The sequence below is a fragment of the Microbacterium sp. LWS13-1.2 genome, from assembly GCF_040144835.1.
Taxonomy (GTDB): Bacteria; Actinomycetota; Actinomycetes; order Actinomycetales; family Microbacteriaceae; genus Microbacterium.
The window spans coordinates 1,492,803-1,510,110 of the sequence record NZ_CP151632.1 but is presented as its reverse complement, the minus strand read 5'-3'; the positions used below and the strand labels follow the sequence as shown (position 1 = coordinate 1,510,110).

Below are 17,308 nucleotides of genomic sequence, written 5' to 3'. Positions count from 1 at the left end.
CATTCGCGACCGCCGCGCCTGACGGCGCGCTCGCTGGTTCTCGCGTAACGCGCGCCGTCGTCCGGGATGTCCTCGCACCCCGGCCGCGCGTCCTCTCCCCGGCCGTCCACGGCCTCCTCGATCGACGCCTGCGTCGGGGTGCTCCCCTCTTCTTCGACTTGGAGCACCTCCCATGCGAAACCGTTCCGTACACGGTGGCCGGCACGAGCTCGGCCAGAACTTCCTCACCCACCGCCCGACGATCCACAGCATCGTCGAACTCGTCGCCGACACCCGCGGGCCGATCCTCGAGATCGGCGCGGGTGACGGTGCGCTCACCGTTCCCCTCGCCGGCCTCGGGCGCGATCTCGAAGCGATCGACATCGACGAGCAGCGCGTGCAGCGGCTGCGCCGGCGGCTGCCGCACGCCCGCATCGCCCACGCCGACGCCCTCCGGCATCCGCTCGACCGCCCGGTGCTGGTCGGCAACGTGCCGTACCACCTCACGACGCCGATCCTGCGCCGCCTGCTCACCCGCGACCGGTGGCGGCACGCCGTTCTCCTGACACAGTGGGAGGTCGCCCGCAAGCGCGCGGGAGTCGGCGGCGGCACCATGATGAGCGCCCAGGCGGCACCGTGGTTCGAGTTCGCGCTGCACGGCCGCGTGCCCGCGCGGCACTTCCGCCCCATGCCGAGCGTCGACGGCGGCATCCTCGGCATCACCCGGCGGGGTTCGCCGCTCGTCGATTCGCGTGAGCGAGCGACGTACGACCGCTTCGTGCGCGAGGTCTTCACAGGGCGCGGCGGCGACCTCGCCGCGATCGTGCAGCGTGCCTCGGGGCTCGGCCGGCCCCGCGTGCGGCGGGCGCTCGCCGACCTGGGTGTCGGCGCCGGCGCCCTGCCGCGCGACCTCCGTCCGGCGCAATGGGCCGGGCTGTGGGAGGCGGTGCGGTCATGACGCGGTGGCGACGCGGGTGCATGCGGAACGGGGATGCCGCTGCCCCGTGAGGGCTGTCGGACCGTCGGTGCGTGCCGCTAGCGTGGGCGGCGTCACGCGCCGTCGATCGTTGGAGGTCCCGCATGTCACCCGTCGTCGCCACCATGTCGATCTCGCTCGATGGGATCGGCGCCGGTGTGAACCAGACCGAGGAGCGCCCGTTCGGCGAGGTGCCCGAGAACGCCCTGCACCGGTGGATGTTCGAGACGCCCGAAGAGAACCGTGCCGAGATGGAGGCGATCGTCGCAGCCGGCGCGTTCATCATGGGGCGCAACATGTTCGGTCCCGTCCGCGGCGGGTGGGATCGGGACTGGCGGGGCTGGTGGGGGCCGAACCCGCCGTACCACCGCCCCGTCTTCGTGCTGACCCACTACCCGCGTGCGTCGATCGAGATGGAGGGCGGTACGACGTTCCACTTCGTCACCGACGGCATCCACGCGGCGCTCGACGGGGCGCGCGATGCTGCGGGTGACCTGCCCATCCACGTCGCGGGCGGCCCGTCGACGACCAACGCCTATCTCGCCGCAGGACTCATCGACGAGCTGGCGCTGCAGATCTCGCCGAGCATCGTCGGCGGCGGGCTCCGGCTGTTCGACGGGGTCGGGCCCCTGCGCCTCGAGCAGATCTCGGGGCGGCAGGCGTCGCTCGTCACGCACGTGCGGTATCGCGTGCTTCCCGCGGACTCCGCGTGACACCGCATCAGCTCACGCGGGACCAGGCTCGCCGCATCGTCGTGCGCGCGCAGCTGCTCGACGCCGATCGTCCCGGTGACGTCGTCGAGGTCGCCGAGCAGCTCGGCTACATCAAGATCGACCCCACGGCGACCATCGCGCCCTGCGAGCACACGGTGCTGTGGTCGCGCATCGGCTGGTCGTACGAGCCGGGTCAGCTGCGCAAGACGGTCGAGGACGACCGCCTGCTGTTCGAGTTCGACGGCGCGTTCCGGCCGATGAGCCTGCTTCCGCTGATGCTGCCGGGCATGCGCCGCTGGCCGCAGCGCGAGAGCAGCAAGCAGTGGCTGGCGGCGAACGCGGGATTCCGGGCCGACGTGCTGGCGCGACTGCGCGCGGAAGGTCCGCTGCTCGCGAGCGACATCCCCGACACCGCGCAGGTAAGCCGCGCACCCGACGGCTGGTCGGGCGCGAACCAGGTGCCCCACATGCTCGACTTCCTGCTGCGTCAGGGCGAGGTGGCGGTCACCGGGCGCGAGGGGCGCCATCGCCGCTGGGATCTCGCCGAGCGCGTCTACCCGCAGGATCTGGCGGAGTACGACGATGAGGAGGCCGCCGCGCTGCTCGCCGCACGGCGCCTGCAATCCGCGGGCATCGCGAAGCCGCACTGGTACTGGACCGGTGTCGCGAAAGACAGCGGGGAGCCCGCGGCGATCGAAGGCAGCTCCGTGAAGTACCGCGTCGATCCCGAGGCGCTCGCTGCGCTCGAGGACGCGGACTCCGGCGGCCGCGTCGCGTTCCTCAACCCGTACGACAGCATGTTGTTCGACCGCAGACGTCTCGAGGAGCTGTTCGAGTTCACCTACGTGCTCGAGCAGTTCAAGCCGAAGGCCCAGCGCCGGTACGGCTTCTTCGCTCATCCGATCCTCATGGGCGACCGCTTCGTCGGGATGCTCGACGCCGAAGTCGACCGTGAACGCGACATGCTGAAGGTCACGGCGGTCCACGAGTTCCTCCCGTTCGAGCCGGAGGAGTCCGAAATCGTGCGCGCCGAGATCGCCGACCTCGCCGAATGGCTCGGCGTATCGGTGACCGGACTGCCCTGAGCGGGCGGATGCCGACGCGCGCGGGGGTCCGTGCATCGCACCCGCGCGGCGGTGATGAGGCGTGGGAGCATCGACGTCTCGCTACGCTCGATCACGTGACTCCTCGTACGCTCGCCGGTGGCGCGATCCTTCGTGAGGCCCGGCGCGGCGACGAACCCGGCATCCTCGCGTGCATTCACGGACTCGCGGTGTACGAACGCGAGCCCGACGCGGTCGAGAACACGGTGGACGCGCTCGAGACGGCGCTGTTCGGCGACGAGCCCCGCGTCTTCGCCCACGTCGTCGAGCGCGGCGGCGAGATCGTCGGCATCGCGATCTGGTTCGTCACCTACTCCACCTGGACGGGGCGGCACGGCGTCTGGCTCGAGGATCTCTTCGTCGATCAGCGGCAGCGCGCCTTCGGCTACGGGAAGGCGCTGCTCGCGTCGCTGGCGAGCGTGTGCGTCGAGCGAGGGTACTCGCGCTTCGAATGGACGGTGCTCGACTGGAACGAGCCCGCGATCGGGTTCTACCGCTCGATCGGCGCCGAGCCGATGGGCGAGTGGACGACGCAGCGCGTGACCGGGGAGGCTCTCGCCGCGCTCGCGGCCACGCTCGACGCCTGACTGCCGCGCCCGGCGCCCGGCGCCCGACGGGCTCGCGTGCGTCAGGTCGTCAGGGCACGCGGTTCGACACGGTCAGCAGAACGACCGAGTCCTCGAGGGCGGCGAGACTGTGACGCTGCGGCGGCACGGTGAGGTGATCGCCGGACATGCCTTCCCACGCATCGTCTGCCGCTATCAGGCGGACGCGACCGCGGAGCACCTGCAGCGTCGCCTCATGCGGGCTGTCGTGCTCGGAGAGCTCATGGCCGGCGAGCAGCGCGATGACGGTCTCCCGCAGGGCGTTCTCGTGGCCGCCGCGAATGGTGCGCGCCGCGCGGCCGCTGGATGCCTCGCGCGCCTTCGCCATGAGGTCGTCGATCACGTCGGCCAGGTCCCTGCTGTCCATAGCATCGCCTCCATCGCCTCGGCTGGCCGGAGTCTACCGGTGCGGCTCGTGCGACTGACAGGGGTCCTGCGGTACGGCTCAGCCGAGCACCTCGGATCCGCCGTCGTCGGGCGGCTCGGCGACGACCTGCAGTCCCACGGGCGAGTTGGCCGTGCGCATCAGCGCCTCCAGCCAGGTCCGGTTGATCCTCGCCGGACGGCCGCCGTAGTAGGTGAATACCAGGTTCGCCGCGGCGTGCACCCAGACGGTCGTCCGTCCGCCGCCGGTGCTGATGTCGCCGTGCCATGTGAAGTAGAACGGCTCGTTCCGGCGCAGCTTCGTGCCGATGGCGACCTGCAGATGCGTGAGCACTCGATCGTCGAACTCCGCGCGGATGCCGCCCTCGTAGATGAACTTGCCCACGTTCCTCCCTCGGCGAGCCGCACGCCCGCACGAAGAGGTGAGTCCCGGCACGAAGGACGAGCCGGCGACATGCTGGAACACGCGCTCCCAGTGCGCCGCAAGATCCCGGTCGATCGGAGCAGCACTCGTCGTGGAGGCGCGCAGCGTGAACCGGTCGTCGCCTGACAGACAGCGTGCCTCCTCCTCGGCCGGGGCCCGGTCGAACACGAACGCGCGCACATCGGCGCGTGTGTGCCAGCGCGCGCTCGTCGGCCCTTCCAGCGCGAGCCAGGGCAGCCCCGCAGCCAGCTCGCCGCGCGGAGTTCCCACCCAGGCGCCGCGCGATGCCACTCGACAGGCCATCAACTGACCGTCCGGTTCGATGGCGGACTGCACCGAGGCGTTCAGCTGGTACTTCACGATCGAGAACCCGGGCGTCGCGGCGGACGTCCACGAGAACGCGAACGTGCGGGGATCCACGCGCTGCAGGGCCGCCGACGGCACGAACTGGCGCCACGTCGACTCGACGTCGCCGACGTCCCGCGACGCGAGCGTCAACACTTCGCCCAACCCTGCCCTCCCGGCATCCCGGGCACGTGCCGCAGTGTCCGGTCCGGACACTCTAACCTGCACGCGCAGCCGGACCAGCACCCGCCGGCGGCTCAGGCCGCGGGCTCGCGCAGGCCGGCCGAGATGAGATCGGCGAGCGCGGGCAGGTCGGCCGCGTCGGCCGGACCTGCGAGCTCGTCGCCCGGCGCTGCCGGCGCGAGTTCGTTGCTTGGGGAGTGGGCCGGAAGCGTCGGGGTCGTGATGATCGCGACCCACGCCTCCGCCGCGATCCGCACGCGCCGGGCGGCGATCGGATGCAGGATGCTCGCGCCGAGCACGCGCTCGACGATCGCCTGCAGCTGGCTGCGGTAGTCGCGGAGTCTCACGCGCACCTCGGGGTGCGTCCGATGCTCGCGCCACACGATGACGCGGCGCACCGCCGACTCGCCCTGCAGCTCGCGGATCCTGCCCGTGACGTTGAGCAGGGACTGCGCGGGATCGCCCTCGGCGATCAGGCCGGACGTGTCGATGGGATCGAGGTCGAGCCGTTCACGCATCAGCGCCCGCAGCAGATCGGTCTTGCTCGGGAAGTAGTAGAAGAGCAGCCCTTTGGGCACGCCCGCAAGGTCGGCGATCGCCCCTGTCGGGGTGGCGTCGAAGCCGCGCTCGGCGAAGAGGCGCTCGGCCGCATCGAGGATGAGGATCCGGCTCTCCCGGTTTCGGGTCATCTCGATTCCTCAGGAAAGGCGCGGGGGCCGCCGGCGGTGTCCGGCGCCCCCGTCCACGGTGCACGTCAGTGGGGAGGGCACCTCAGTGCGGGAGAGAATGGTCGTGCATGTGCATGGCCGGCCGGATGGCGAGTGCCGCGACGACCACCGCGACCGCCCCGCCGATCCAGCAGATCCAGGCGGCTGCGGAATCCATGCTGGCGTAGCCGCCCAGCCACGGAGCGACGAACAGCACCGCACCGAGCGCGAGCTGCACGTACTCCATCGCGACCATTCCCGGCATCGCGAGGTTCATGACGCCGGCGGCGATCAGCAGGATGCCGACGATCAGCATCCATGGCATGGAGGCGCCCATCGCCGGCATGAGCAGCGCCGCCACGGCGGCGACGAGGCCCACGACCACGGCGACCCAGTCCTCCCAACGAGTCCACTTGTTCATCGGAATCTCCTCCTTCGGAGACGGTGATGGCTCCCGATCGGGGGTCGATTACACGGTAATCCTGACTGACCGACCGGTCAAGATCCCTCGCGAACGGGTCCGCGGCGCTCTTGAGGGCGGTATCAGGCGCGGGCCGGCTGCCAGTCCAATGCGGGGGCGACGTGCTTTGCGAACGACTCGATCATGCGCAGGTTGAACTCCACGCCGAGCTGGCTGGGGATGGTCAGCATCAGGGTGTCGGCCGAGGCGATGGCCGCGTCCTCCTTGAGCTGCTCTACGAGCTCGTCGGGCTCGCCGGCATAGGTCTTGCCGAAGGTGGAGCGGATGCCGTCGATGACCCCGATCTGGTCGCCGTCCTGGCGGCCGCCGAAGTACATGCGCTCCTCGGCGGTGGTGATCGGGAAGATCGAACGACTCACCGACACACGCGGTTCGCCCTGATGGCCCGCGTCCCGCCACGCGGCGCGGAAGCCGTCGATCTGCTCCGCCTGGAGGATGTCGAACGGCCGTCCGTCCGCGGAGGTCAGCAGCGTCGACGACATCAGGTTCACTCCCGTGCGGCCCGCCCACTCGGCGGAGTCGCGGTTGCCGGCGCCCCACCACACGCGCGAGCGCAGCCCGGGTGAGTGCGGCTCGATGCGCTGCAGTCCCGTGCCACCGCCGAACGGCGACGAGGCGTCGCGCTCGGCGAGGCCTTCGCCCTCGATCGCGCGGAGGAAGAGATCGAAGTGCTCCCGGGCGATGTCGGCGCCCCGCGGGTCGTCCGATCCCGTGTACCCGAACGCCTCGTAGCCGCGCACGACGGTCTCGGGTGAGCCGCGGCTCACGCCGAGCGCGAGCCGGCCGCCCGAGATGAGGTCTACGGCGGCGGCTTCCTCGGCCAGGTAGAGCGGGTTCTCGTACCGCATGTCGATCACGCCGGTGCCGACCTCGATGCTCCGCGTGCGCGCCGCGATGGCGGCGAGCAACGGCATGGGCGATGCCTGCTGGCGCGCGAAGTGGTGCACGCGGAAGTAGGCGCCGTTCACGCCGAGGTCATCCATCCCCTGGGCGAGGTCGATCGCCTGCAGCATAGAGTCGGCGGCGGTGAGGTGCCGCCCGCCGCCCAGCGGGCCGTAGTGTCCGAACGAGAGGGTGCCGAATCGCTGCATGTCGACTGCAACGGTACGCGTGCAGCATCCATTCCGGTGAATGCAGTGCCGCTCATTCCCGTCCCGCCGCGTCACGCCTCGTCGATAGGATCATCCGCGATGCACCTCAGCGAGCGCCTGCGCCAGCTCGGCGCGTGAGCCGATCCCGAGCTTCGTGTAGGCCTTCCGCAGGTGGTACTCGATGGTCTTCGGGCTGAGGAACAGGGCGGCCGCCGCCTCGCGGGTCGTGCGGCCCTCTGCGAGCAGCACGCTGACCTGGAGTTCCTGCGGCGTGAGGTCATCGACAGCGTTCCCTACGGGGGCGCGGACGTGTTCGCCGGTCGCGGTGAGCTCGGTCGCGGCGCGGGCGCGCCATACGGATGCGCCGAGCTCGGCGAAGTCCTCGCATGCCGCGCGCAGCTGCACGCGCGCGTCGATCCGCCGTCCCGTCCTGCGGAGGCGCTCGCCGTAAGCGAGGCGGGTGCGGGCCACCTCGAACCGGTCGAGCGTCTGCTCGTGCCAGCCGAGCGCCGACTCGAACCAGGCGTCGGAGTCGCCGTCTGCATCGGCGATCCCCATCGCGCGCTCGCCGCGGGCGCGCGCCCACGGCTGTCCCTTCACCGACGCTCGGGCGCGGTATGCGGCGGCGATCGCCAGCGCCTCGCTCCTGCGTCCCACGCGCACCAGTGCGTCGCAGTACTCGGGCCCGGGGGAGAGGTCGACATCGTCCAGCCCGAGGCGTCCGAGCAGGGCGATCAGCTCCGCGAAGAGGTCCGCCGCCAGCTCGGGTCGTCCCAGCGAGAGCTCGAGATCGCCGAGGGCGTGCCCCACCCAGGCCTCGCCCACATGGATGTCGCGGGCGGCGCATTGCGCGCGCGCCTCCTCGCCGTGGGTGCGACACGCGTCGGCCTTCCCGGCGCGGGAATCGAGTCGTGCCAGGCCCGCGAGCGACATCGCCCGCTCGGTGGTCTGTCCTGTGTCGGTCGCGAGACGGATGGCCTCGGTGAAGTTCGCCTCGGCCCGCACCCACGACGCCGCCGTCGTCGCCTGATCGACCGCGACATGGAAGAGCAGGGCCGGCAGCGCGCCGATCCCGGTGGCGCCCCGCACCTCGTCCACGAGCGCGCGCAGTCGCACTCCGCTGGTGGTGTCGCGCAGATATAGGGGTGCGAGCATCAGCCACGAAAGGCGGCGAGGGTCCCGTCCCAGCTCCGGATCGCCCTCGAGAAGCGGAACGGCAGCGCGGATCTCGTCTGCGCCGCCGCGCCCGGCGAGCGTCTTCGCCATTCCCGACGCCATGAGCCCGAGCGCCCGCGCCCGCGTCGTGCTCACATCGGGCCGCAGATCGGCGATCCGGTCGGCGAGGGTCGAGGCGGTCCGTGCGTCGCCGAGGTAGTACGTGGCATGCACGGCATCCGCCAGTGCGACGGTCGCGGCGTCCGCCGACGTCGCGTGGTCGGCAGCACGCAGCAGGATGTCGAGGGCCTCCCGCAGCGAGCCGGTGCGGGCCGCGACCGAGGCGCGCAGCTCGGTCGCGCGGATGCCGTCGACGGGGGCGCTTCCGGCCGCGCTGGGAGCGGCATCGTGTCCGCGCCTGTCGAGCAGTGCGACCGCGCGCTCCCCGTCGCCCGCCTCCCATGCGGCATCCGCGGCCTTCAGCAGCCGCGCCGACCGCGCGCCCGCGTCGGGCGTCAGCCGCGCTGCGCGCTCGAATGCACCCGAGGCCACCGAGTAAGCGGCGCGCGAGGCGGCGTGGTCACCGGCCACCGAGAGCAGCTCGGCGATCGCCGCGTCGGGGTGCGAGGTCGCCTCCGAGAGGTGCCACGCCCTGCGGTCGACGTCTCCCGACGGTGCGGCGTCGGCAGCGGCGCGGTGCGCGGCCCGGCGCGCGTGCGCGGACGCTCCCGAGTACACCGCGGCGCGCAGGAGCGGATGCCGGAATGCGATGCGCCCGTCACGCACGGCGATCAGACCGAGGTCGTCCGCCGCGTCGAGCTCCGCCACATCCACGCCGTACGCCTCGCACGCGTCCGCGACGAAACGGAGGTCGGCGCCGCACACCGCGGCCACCAGGAGCGCGGCACGGCAGCCGGCATCCAATCCGGCGAGCCGTCTGCCGAACGCGTCGATCACCGCACGCGGCACCCGCAGGGGCAGACCGGTCTCGATGCTCTCGACCACATCGAGGTCGGCGGCACGCAGCTCCAGCATCGCGAGCGGATTGCCGTCGGTGGCGCGGTGGAGCAGGCGCACCTGCTCATCGGACACGTCGCCGGGAGCGTGTTCGAGGATCGTCCGGGCGGAGTCGAGATCCACCCCGCTCAACGCGAGCGACGGCCGATCGGCGACGAGATCATCCCCTTCCGGACTCCGCACCCCGAAGAGAATCACCACAGGGTCGGCGGCGAGCCGCCGCGCGGCGAAGACGAGCGCGTTCGAGGAAGGCTCGTCGGCGAGGTGCAGATCGTCGACGACGACAGCGACCGGTCCGTCCTCGGCGTATCGGCAGACCAGGCTCAGCACGGCCGCGCCGATCGTGAACCGGTCACGCCCATCGGCGGGGCCCGAGGCGCCGGGGAGGGCGAGAGCGGCGGATATGGCGTCGGCCTGCATCGGCGGGATGCCGTCGAGAGCGCCCAGCGCCGGCCGCAGCAACTGCAGCAGAGTGGCGAAGGGGATCTCGCGCTCGGACTCCAGACCGGTCGCCCGCAGCACGCGCATCCCGTCGAGGCGCGAGACGGCGTCCTCGAGGAGCGCCGTCTTGCCGACGCCGGCCTCTCCACGCACAGCCAGCACGCCGCTCGTCCCCAGGCGCGCTGCAGCCCCGAGCCGATCGATCGCCTGCTGCTCGGCCTGTCGACCCACCAGCATGGCCCGATTCTACGACCGCGTCCCGGACTAGGGGGGTCCCCGGATGCGGTGCCAGGGGCCGGCTGCCTACCTTCAAGGCATCTCCACCGCGGACCACCGACCGAAGGAGCCGCTGATGTCTCTCACCGTCCCACCCACACAGATCGACACCGACAAGCTGATGAACTTCGTGTTCCGCGCCGTCGACGAGGTCGGCGCGACCCTCAACGCCGCACTCGTCGTGATGGGCGACAAGCTCGGGTACTACCGGGACCTCGCCGACCACGGTCCGAGCACGCCGGCGCAGCTCGCCGAGCGCACGCAGACGGCCGAGCCGTACGCACGTGAGTGGCTGAACGCTCAGGCCGCAGGCGGCTACGTCACGTACGACCCGGCGACCAGGCGCTACACGCTGCCCGCCGAACACGCGGTCGCGATGACCGACCCCGACAGCGCGGCCTTCCTTCCCGGCTTCTTCCAGATCGCCCTCGGAACCGTCCACGACACGCAGCACATCGTGGATGCCGCGCGCAGCGGCGCCGGCTACGGCTGGCACCAGCACGGCGCCGACGTGCACGTCGGCTGCGAGCGGTTCTTCCGCCCGAGCTATCACGCCAACCTCGTCGACTCGTGGATCCCGGCGCTCGACGGAGTGAAGGAGAAGCTGGATGCAGGCGCACTCGTCGCCGACGTGGGCTGCGGCCACGGGGCGTCCACGATCCTGCTCGCCCAGGCGTTCCCGAACTCCACGTTCGTGGGCTCGGACTACCACGCCGAATCGATCGAGACGGCGCGCTCCCGGGCAGCGGAGGCGGGAGTGGCGAACGTGCGCTTCGAGGTCGCCTCGGCGCAGGAGTTCGGCGGCCGGGGGTACGACCTCGTCGCGATGTTCGACAGCCTCCACGACATGGGCGATCCGGTGGGGGCCGCGCGCCGCGTGCGCGACGCGATCGCCGACGACGGCACATGGATGATCGTCGAGCCGATGGCCGGCGACCACGTCGAAGACAACCTCAACCCCGTCGGCCGCGCGTACTACGGGTTCTCGACGCTGCTGTGCACGCCGTCGTCGCTGTCGCAGGACGTCGGCCTGGCGCTCGGCACCCAAGCCGGGCCGGCCCGTATCCGCGATGTGACCTCGGCGGCCGGGTTCACCCGGTTCCGCACCGTCGCCGAGACGCCGTTCAATCGCGTCATCGAAGCACGGCCCTGACGGCGCGCGGCGAGAGGGGCAGACTGGGGGGATGGCAGCCATGGGCAACCGCCATACCTGGGTCCGGGCGCAGCGCCGCCCGCGGAAGGCCCTGTTCCTCTCCTCGCCGATCGGCCTCGGCCATGCGCGACGCGACGTGGCGATCGCGCAGGAGTTGCGACGCCTCCACCCGGATCTGAAGATGGACTGGCTGGCCCAGCACCCGGTCACCCGGGTGCTGGCGGACGCCGGGGAACGCGTGCACCCGGCATCCGCTCTTCTGGCGAACGAGTCCGCCCACATCGAGGACGAGTCCGCCGACCACGATCTGCACGCCTTCCAGGCGATCCGCCGGATGGACGAGATCCTCGTGAACAACTTCATGGTGTTCAACGACGTCGTCGACGACACCTACTACGACCTCGTGATCGGCGACGAGGCATGGGACGTCGACTACTTCCTGCACGAGAACCCCGAGCTCAAGCGCTTCGCGTTCGCGTGGATGACCGACTTCGTGGGGTGGCTGCCGATGCCGAGCGGCGGGGATGCCGAGGCCGCCCTCACCGCGGACTACAACGCCGAGATGCTCGAGCAGCGGTCGCGGTATCGGCGGCTCCGCGACCGGTCGATCTTCGTCGGCAGCCCTGACGACATCGTGGACGCCTCGTTCGGCCCGGGACTGCCCGACATCCGGGAGTGGACCGAGGCCCACTACGAGTTCGCGGGGTACGTCACCGGCTTCGCGCCACCGACCGAGGAGGAGCGCGCGCGAGCACGCGCCCGCCTCGGATACGGGCCCGACGACGTGCTCTGCATCGTGACCGTCGGCGGCTCCGGCGTCGGCCATGCGCTTCTGCAGAGGGTGATGGATGCCGTTCCTCTCGCGAGGCGGCAGCTCCCGGCACTGCGCTTCCTCGTGGTGACCGGACCGCGCATCGATCCGTCGTCGCTGCCGCGGCGACAGGGCGCGCGGGTACGCGGATTCGTCCCAGACCTGTACCTCGCACTGGCCGCGTGCGACGTCGCCGTCGTGCAGGCCGGCCTGACGACCTGCATGGAGCTCGCCGCCGCCCGCCGTCCCTTCCTCTACGTGCCCCTCGAGAACCACTTCGAGCAGAACTTCCACGTGCGCCACCGACTGGAGCGCTACGGCGCCGGCCGCTGTCTCCGCTACGCGGAGGCGAGTGATCCCGCGGTGCTCGCAGAGGCTCTGGTCGCCGAGGTGACGCGCGAGGTGGACTATCGCCCGGTCGAGACGGACGGCGCGGCGCGCGCCGCGGCGCTGCTCGCGGAGCTGGTCTGATGCGCGCGCTGCAGCCGACCGCCACCGGCGTCGTCGACCGCGACGGCGTCGCGGTCCACTACGAGGTGTACGGCGAGGGCTCGCCGACGGTGTATCTGCTCATGCCCGACGTCATCGTTCACAGCCGGGCGTGGAAGGCGCAGATCCCCTTCCTGGCGCGGCACTTCCGCGTGGTCGTGAGCGACCCGCCGGGCAACGGGCTGAGCGGCACGCCGGTGTCGGCCGACCAGATGGACGATCCCGTACTGATCGCAGGGCAGTGGGCGGTGCTGGACGCCGTCGGAGCCGAGCAGGCGGTGCTCGTCGGAGTGTGCACCGGCGCCGGGCACTCCCTGATCATGGCCGGGCAGCGACCTGAGCGGGTGCTCGGCGCCTGCGCGATCAACCCGGGTCTGCGGCTGACCGAGCCGCTGCCGCACCGGATCGCGTTCGACTACGACGAGCCCCGCGACGCGTACGAGGGCTGGCAGAAGCAGAACCGCCACTACTGGAAGCAGGACTGGGCGGACTGGTCGGAGTTCTTCTTCGGGCAGATGTTCCCCGAGCCTCATTCGACCAAGCAGCTCGAGGACTGCGTCGACTGGTCGATGGGATCGGGGGCCGACATGCTGATCCTCGAGTACGCGTCGACCTACCTCGCCGCCGACATCGCGTCATCCCGCGCGATCTGCGACGCGGTCCGCTGCCCGGTGCTGGTGATCACGGGTTCGCTCGACATGTGCCAGAACCCGCTGCGCGGTCCGATCGCCGCCGATCTGACCGGCGGCGACCTCGTCGTGATCGAGGGCGGCGGGCACCTGCCTCAGGCGCGCGACCCGGTGAAGGTCAATCTCCTGCTGCGCGACTTCATCAGGCGTGTCGCGCCCTCGGGCCGGATCGGCCCCTGACGGCCTACGGCGCGGCGACGGGAGCGGGCGTCAGCGCGGCCAGCACCTCCATCACCGGGGCGAGCTCGGGCTGCTCGGCCGCTTCGGCGAGCACGCGTGCCAGCGTCTCGTCGTGGATGGAGTGCGCGCGCTCGTAGAGCTCGCGCCCTGCCGGGGTGAGCTCGGTGCAGGTGCCGCGCCGGTTGTCGGCGCACAGGACGCGCGCGATGAGGGCGCGATCCTCGAGGCGGTTCACCAGGCGCGTCGTCGCGCTGGGGCTGAGTGCGGTGGCGCGCGCGAGCTGCTGCATCCGCATATGCCGTCGTCCTCGTCCCCGTCGCGAAGGACGCGGATGAGGCGCCGGTCTGGATCGGCGCGGTCATCTCGGGTGCAGGTCTGGTCGTGATGGCTCTGGCCGCCGTCGCCGCCCGCCGGGCCGGCATCGCGGCGCGTCCGCCGCGGCGGACGGCGCCCGCGACGACGAGCACCGTCCCGGTCCCCGTCGTGTGAGGTCACCCGCGTGTGCCGGCGCGCGCACCCCCTGTCCCGGGTGCGCACGCCGTGCCTACGATGGCCGGACAGAAGATCACGCGGGGGATGCCGCGGCGGGAGGAGGCGCGTCATGGTTCAGGTTCGCGTGGCCGGCGTGGCCCTCGACGCCTCGGGGCAGCACGTGCTGCTGCTCAAGCCGGTGGATCAGCTTCCCGGCGACGGGCTCGTGCTGCCGATCTGGATCGGGCAGCTCGAGGCGACCTCGATCCTCGTCGCGGTGGAGAACGCGGATGTGCCACGCCCGCTCGCGCACGACCTGATGGGCCTGATGCTCGCCGCACTGGACGCGTCGGCGACGAGGGTGGAGGTGACCCGCATCGAAGAAGGCACCTTCTTCGCCGAGATCACGATCTCCACCCCCCTCGGTGATCGCATCGTGGATGCGAGGCCGTCGGATGCCATCGCGCTCGCTTCGCGCGTGGGGGCGCCGATGTGGGTGGCGGACGAGGTCCTGGCCGAGGCCGGCGTTCCCGACGTGCTCACCGAGACCGACGCGTCAGAGAGTCTCGACGAGTTCAAGCGCTTCCTCGACGAGGTCGAACCCGAGGACTTCGAGAGCTGAGGACTTCCGCGCTTCCCATGTATCTGGGAGAGCGCCGTCGGCTCATTGGTGGGGTGGCCCGCGCCGGAAGTGCGGGCGCGCTGACGAGTCGTGCCGACGATCCGTCGCGCACGCTTCAGCGAAAGGCATCCCGCCCATGTCCCTCAACGACCTCGCCATCGACGTCCCCCGCGCCGCCATCGGCGCCGCCGCCGGTGAACTGCGCACCGCGCTCGGTGCCCGCGTGCTGTTCCCGGGCGACGCCGGCTTCGACGCCGCGCGAACTCCGTGGAACGTCGCCGTGGCGCAGCATCCGTTTGCCGTCGCGTTTGCGGAATCAGCCGACGATGTCGTCGATGTCGTGCGTGCCGCGACCCTGTCGGGGCTCCGTGTGGCGCCGCAGTCGACCGGCCATGCTGCCGGGGCGCTCGCCGAGACGGATCTCGCGCACACCGTCCTCGTATCGCTCAGGGGCCTCCGCGGCGTCGCGGTCGACCCCGTGGCCCGGACGGCCCGCGTGCTCGGCGGCTCGCTCTGGAACGATGTGCTCGACGCTGCAGCGCCCCACGGTCTCACCGCACTGCACGGCAGCGCCGGGGACGTGTCGGTCGTCGGGTACCTGCTCAGCGGCGGGCTCTCGTTCTACGCCCGTGCACACCGCCTCGCCGTCAATGCGGTGCGCGCCGTCGAGGTCGTGACGGCCGACGGCACGCTCGTGCGGGCGAGCGAGGACGCGCACCCCGACCTGTTCTGGGCCCTGCGCGGCGGCTCCGGAGCCTTCGGCGTCGTCGTCGCGATCGAGATCGACCTGCTGCCCTTCGCCGACGTCTTCGCCGGCATGCTCCTGTGGGACGCATCTCAGGCCGCCGAGGTCTCGCACGCGTGGGCGCGGTGGACGCGCTCCGCACCGGAGACCACGACCACGTCGCTGCGGATCATGAACTTCCCGCCCATGCCCCAGCTTCCGCCCTTCCTGTCGGGACGCTCGGTGGTCGTCATCGACGGGGCGATCGAAGAGACGGATGCCGCGGCATCCGCTCTGCTCGCACCGCTGCGCGCGCTGCAGCCCGAGATCGACACGTTCGCACGCATCCCCGCGCCGGCGCTCGTCAGCATCCATATGGACCCGCCGGAGCCGACCCCGTCACTGACCTGGCACGCGATGCTCGACTCGTTCCCGTCGGAGGCCGTGGACGCGTTCGTCCGGGCGGCCGGGAGTCCGGGGATCTTCGTGCAGGAGGTGCGGCACCTCGGTGGCGCCGTGACACGGCGGCCGGTCGGAGGCGGCGCCATCGCGTCGCTCGACGGTGACTACCTGGTGCACTCGATCGCGATGGTGCCGGTGCCGGAGGCCGGCCCCGCTGCCACGGCTGCTGTCCGCGCCGGCGTCGCCGCGCTCGAGCCGTGGCACGTCGGCGCACTCGCACTGACGTTCATCGACGCGCCGGGTGCCGACCGCGCCCTCGCCTTCGGTTCGGCGTGGGCCCGCCTGCGTCAGCTCAAGCTCGCATACGACCCGGCCAACCTGTTCGCGGCGGCCCGGCCGGTCTGATCCGCCGAGCCGCTGCGGAGCGGAGCGGCTCAGGCTGCTCCGCTCGGTCGCGCCGATCAGGCCGCTCCGCTGCGGCGTACTCGGCTCGACCCGCGCGGCTCAGGCTGCTCTGCTGCGGACAGCGGCGGCGACATCCACCGGGGATCCCTGCCAGGGCGCACCGTGTCCGGGGAGGACCCACGATGCCGAGATGCCCGCAAGGCGGTCGAGCGACGCGGAAGCGTCGTCAGGGTCGTCGGTGAAGGGTGCGGGCTGCATGCCCTCGTGACCGGTGAGCACATGACGCGTCGTGAGCGCGTCGCCGACGAACACCGCATCGACGAGGGGCACGTGCACGGCGACGCTGCCGGGGGAGTGACCGGGCATCCCGATGATCACGGGGGAGCCGGGGAGGTCGAGCACGTCGCCGTCATGCACCTCGACCACCTCCGACACGTACGTCGTCGGCATGGCGCGCTTGCGCAGCGCGTAGGCGAAGAAGCCCAGGGTCGGGCCGAGCTTCATCGGGCCGGTGGCGACTTTCGGCTTCTCGCCGGTGCGGGCGCGCTCGGCATCGGCTTCGTGCACGTAGACAGGCACGCCGTGGTCGCGGCGCAGGCGCTCGGCGAACCCGATGTGGTCGCTGTCGCCGTGGGTAAGTACGACGCCCTTCACGTCGGCAGGCATCAGGCCGAGACTGCCGAGCTCGCGCACGAGGTCCTTCCAGTGACCGGGAAGACCCGCGTCGACGACGGTGACCCCGTCGTCGGTGACGACGAGGTAGGCGGCGACGATGTCGTTGCCGATGCGGTGCAGGTGCGGTGCGAGCTTCATGGCGCATCCTTCGGGGGGAGTGGGGGTTTCCGCGGTTGGCAAGGCTACGATACGTAGCTATCATGGCTAATGTCAATAGCCATCCAGGGGGAGCCGCATGCCGACACCGGAGCGCACGTCGTACGCCGAGATCATCGCCGCCGGACGAGATCTCCTCGAGGAGTCCGGGCCCGCGGGTCTCACGATGCAGCGGGTCGCGGACCGCGTGGGCGTGCGTGCGCCGTCGCTCTACAAACGGGTCCGCGATCGCGACGCGCTCATCGAGGCGGTGGCGGCGGCGACCGTGGACGATCTGGCGGCCCGGCTCGAGGCATCCGATCGCTCTCTTGAAGGGCTCGCCCGCGCGTACCGGGCCCTGGCGCAGAGCCGCCCCGAGGGGTTCCGCCTGATGTTCGCCACGGCGGCGCCCCCGGAGCTGCTCGCCCGCGCGGGTCTCACCATCGTCGACAGCGCCGCGGTGATCGCCGGCGAGGAGCATGCGCTGGACGCGGCGCGCCTGGTGACGGCATGGGCGACGGGGTTCATCCACATGGAGCTCGCCGGTGCGTTCCGCCTCGGCGGCGACGTCAACGCCGCCTTCGAGTACGGACTCGTCGCGCTGCGGCGAGGACTCGGCGGCTGATAGGAGGCGCTCGGCTCTTCCAGTCCTGTGGGGGATCGGGGGTGCGT

At 71.5% G+C, this 17,308-nt stretch carries 17 protein-coding genes and 1 pseudogene; 10 read left to right on the top strand and 8 right to left on the bottom strand.

The genetic code is table 11. The features are described 5' to 3' along the window. The first annotated feature begins 172 nt into the window (after positions 1 to 172). The 4 genes from erm (at position 173) to MRBLWS13_RS07205 (ending at position 3,358) form a co-directional block, all read left to right on the top strand. Positions 173 to 937 carry a 23S ribosomal RNA methyltransferase Erm gene (gene erm / locus MRBLWS13_RS07220; RefSeq protein ID WP_349428342.1) on the top strand — a complete coding sequence of 255 codons (765 nt, stop codon included), beginning with the start codon at positions 173 to 175 and terminating at the stop codon, positions 935 to 937. Between the two features lie 122 nt (positions 938 to 1,059). Next, a complete protein-coding gene (locus MRBLWS13_RS07215; RefSeq protein WP_349428341.1) occupies positions 1,060 to 1,668 on the top strand; it encodes a dihydrofolate reductase family protein in 609 nt (202 codons plus the stop codon). After that, a complete protein-coding gene (locus MRBLWS13_RS07210; protein WP_349428340.1) occupies positions 1,665 to 2,753 on the top strand; it encodes a crosslink repair DNA glycosylase YcaQ family protein in 1,089 nt (362 codons plus the stop codon). Before MRBLWS13_RS07215 ends, MRBLWS13_RS07210 begins: the two co-directional genes overlap by 4 nt. A 95-nt stretch (positions 2,754 to 2,848) precedes the next feature. Further along, the gene (locus MRBLWS13_RS07205; RefSeq protein WP_349428339.1) at positions 2,849 to 3,358 is read left to right on the top strand and encodes a GNAT family N-acetyltransferase; all 510 of its coding nucleotides are present in this window, start codon (positions 2,849 to 2,851) and stop codon (positions 3,356 to 3,358) included. A 49-nt stretch (positions 3,359 to 3,407) separates the two neighbouring features. On the opposite strand, the gene MRBLWS13_RS07200 is transcribed toward MRBLWS13_RS07205, so the two are convergent. The 6 genes from MRBLWS13_RS07200 to MRBLWS13_RS07175 form a co-directional block, all read right to left on the bottom strand. Beyond that, positions 3,408 to 3,743, bottom strand: a complete 336-nt coding sequence (locus MRBLWS13_RS07200) for a cupin domain-containing protein (RefSeq protein WP_349428338.1) — start codon at positions 3,741 to 3,743, stop codon at positions 3,408 to 3,410. Positions 3,744 to 3,821: 78 nt separating this feature from the next. Then, the gene (locus MRBLWS13_RS07195; RefSeq protein ID WP_349428337.1) at positions 3,822 to 4,775 is read right to left on the bottom strand and encodes a hypothetical protein; all 954 of its coding nucleotides are present in this window, start codon (positions 4,773 to 4,775) and stop codon (positions 3,822 to 3,824) included. Between the two features lie 11 nt (positions 4,776 to 4,786). Then, complete coding sequence (locus tag MRBLWS13_RS07190) at positions 4,787 to 5,401, bottom strand: helix-turn-helix domain-containing protein (RefSeq protein ID WP_349428336.1); 615 nt, start codon at positions 5,399 to 5,401, stop codon at positions 4,787 to 4,789. 82 nt (positions 5,402 to 5,483) lie between these two features. After that, positions 5,484 to 5,840 (bottom strand): SPW repeat protein, encoded by a 357-nt coding sequence (locus MRBLWS13_RS07185; RefSeq protein WP_349428335.1) that lies wholly within the window; start codon positions 5,838 to 5,840, stop codon positions 5,484 to 5,486. Positions 5,841 to 5,962: 122 nt separating this feature from the next. Further along, entirely contained in the window at positions 5,963 to 6,991 is a 1,029-nt protein-coding gene (locus MRBLWS13_RS07180; RefSeq protein ID WP_349428334.1) for an LLM class flavin-dependent oxidoreductase, read from the bottom strand. A 90-nt stretch (positions 6,992 to 7,081) separates the two neighbouring features. Next, complete coding sequence (locus MRBLWS13_RS07175; RefSeq protein ID WP_349428333.1) at positions 7,082 to 9,841, bottom strand: AAA family ATPase; 2,760 nt, start codon at positions 9,839 to 9,841, stop codon at positions 7,082 to 7,084. 115 nt (positions 9,842 to 9,956) lie between these two features. Here MRBLWS13_RS07175 and MRBLWS13_RS07170 point away from each other — a divergent pair, with 115 nt between their 5' ends. From MRBLWS13_RS07170 to MRBLWS13_RS07160, 3 genes are read left to right on the top strand one after another with little or no spacing between them, the layout of a single operon-like run. Then, positions 9,957 to 11,033: a class I SAM-dependent methyltransferase gene (locus tag MRBLWS13_RS07170; RefSeq protein WP_349428332.1), complete on the top strand. Its 1,077-nt coding sequence runs from the start codon at positions 9,957 to 9,959 to the stop codon at positions 11,031 to 11,033. A gap of 31 nt (positions 11,034 to 11,064) precedes the next feature. Beyond that, positions 11,065 to 12,315, top strand: a complete 1,251-nt coding sequence (locus MRBLWS13_RS07165; RefSeq protein ID WP_349428331.1) for a glycosyltransferase — start codon at positions 11,065 to 11,067, stop codon at positions 12,313 to 12,315. Next, a complete protein-coding gene (locus tag MRBLWS13_RS07160; protein ID WP_349428330.1) occupies positions 12,315 to 13,202 on the top strand; it encodes an alpha/beta hydrolase in 888 nt (295 codons plus the stop codon). The genes MRBLWS13_RS07165 and MRBLWS13_RS07160 overlap by 1 nt, the downstream gene beginning before the upstream one ends. Positions 13,203 to 13,206: 4 nt before the next feature. Here MRBLWS13_RS07160 and MRBLWS13_RS07155 read toward each other — a convergent pair. Further along, a pseudogene (locus tag MRBLWS13_RS07155) lies at positions 13,207 to 13,500 on the bottom strand (MarR family transcriptional regulator); the annotation flags it as partial. A 303-nt stretch (positions 13,501 to 13,803) separates the two neighbouring features. Between MRBLWS13_RS07155 and MRBLWS13_RS07150 the strand changes: the two are divergent. Together MRBLWS13_RS07150 and MRBLWS13_RS07145 are read left to right on the top strand one after the other, a co-directional pair. Then, entirely contained in the window at positions 13,804 to 14,295 is a 492-nt protein-coding gene (locus MRBLWS13_RS07150) for a bifunctional nuclease family protein (RefSeq protein WP_349428329.1), read from the top strand. A 136-nt stretch (positions 14,296 to 14,431) separates the two neighbouring features. After that, positions 14,432 to 15,826 (top strand): FAD-binding oxidoreductase, encoded by a 1,395-nt coding sequence (locus tag MRBLWS13_RS07145; RefSeq protein ID WP_349428328.1) that lies wholly within the window; start codon positions 14,432 to 14,434, stop codon positions 15,824 to 15,826. Positions 15,827 to 15,925: 99 nt separating this feature from the next. Here the strand turns inward: MRBLWS13_RS07145 and MRBLWS13_RS07140 are convergent, their stop codons facing one another. Then, positions 15,926 to 16,639, bottom strand: a complete 714-nt coding sequence (locus MRBLWS13_RS07140) for an MBL fold metallo-hydrolase (protein ID WP_349428326.1) — start codon at positions 16,637 to 16,639, stop codon at positions 15,926 to 15,928. Between the two features lie 97 nt (positions 16,640 to 16,736). Between MRBLWS13_RS07140 and MRBLWS13_RS07135 the strand changes: the two genes are divergently transcribed. After that, positions 16,737 to 17,261, top strand: coding sequence for a WHG domain-containing protein (locus tag MRBLWS13_RS07135; protein ID WP_349428325.1), 525 nt, complete (start codon positions 16,737 to 16,739; stop codon positions 17,259 to 17,261). The last annotated feature ends 47 nt before the right edge of the window (positions 17,262 to 17,308 follow it).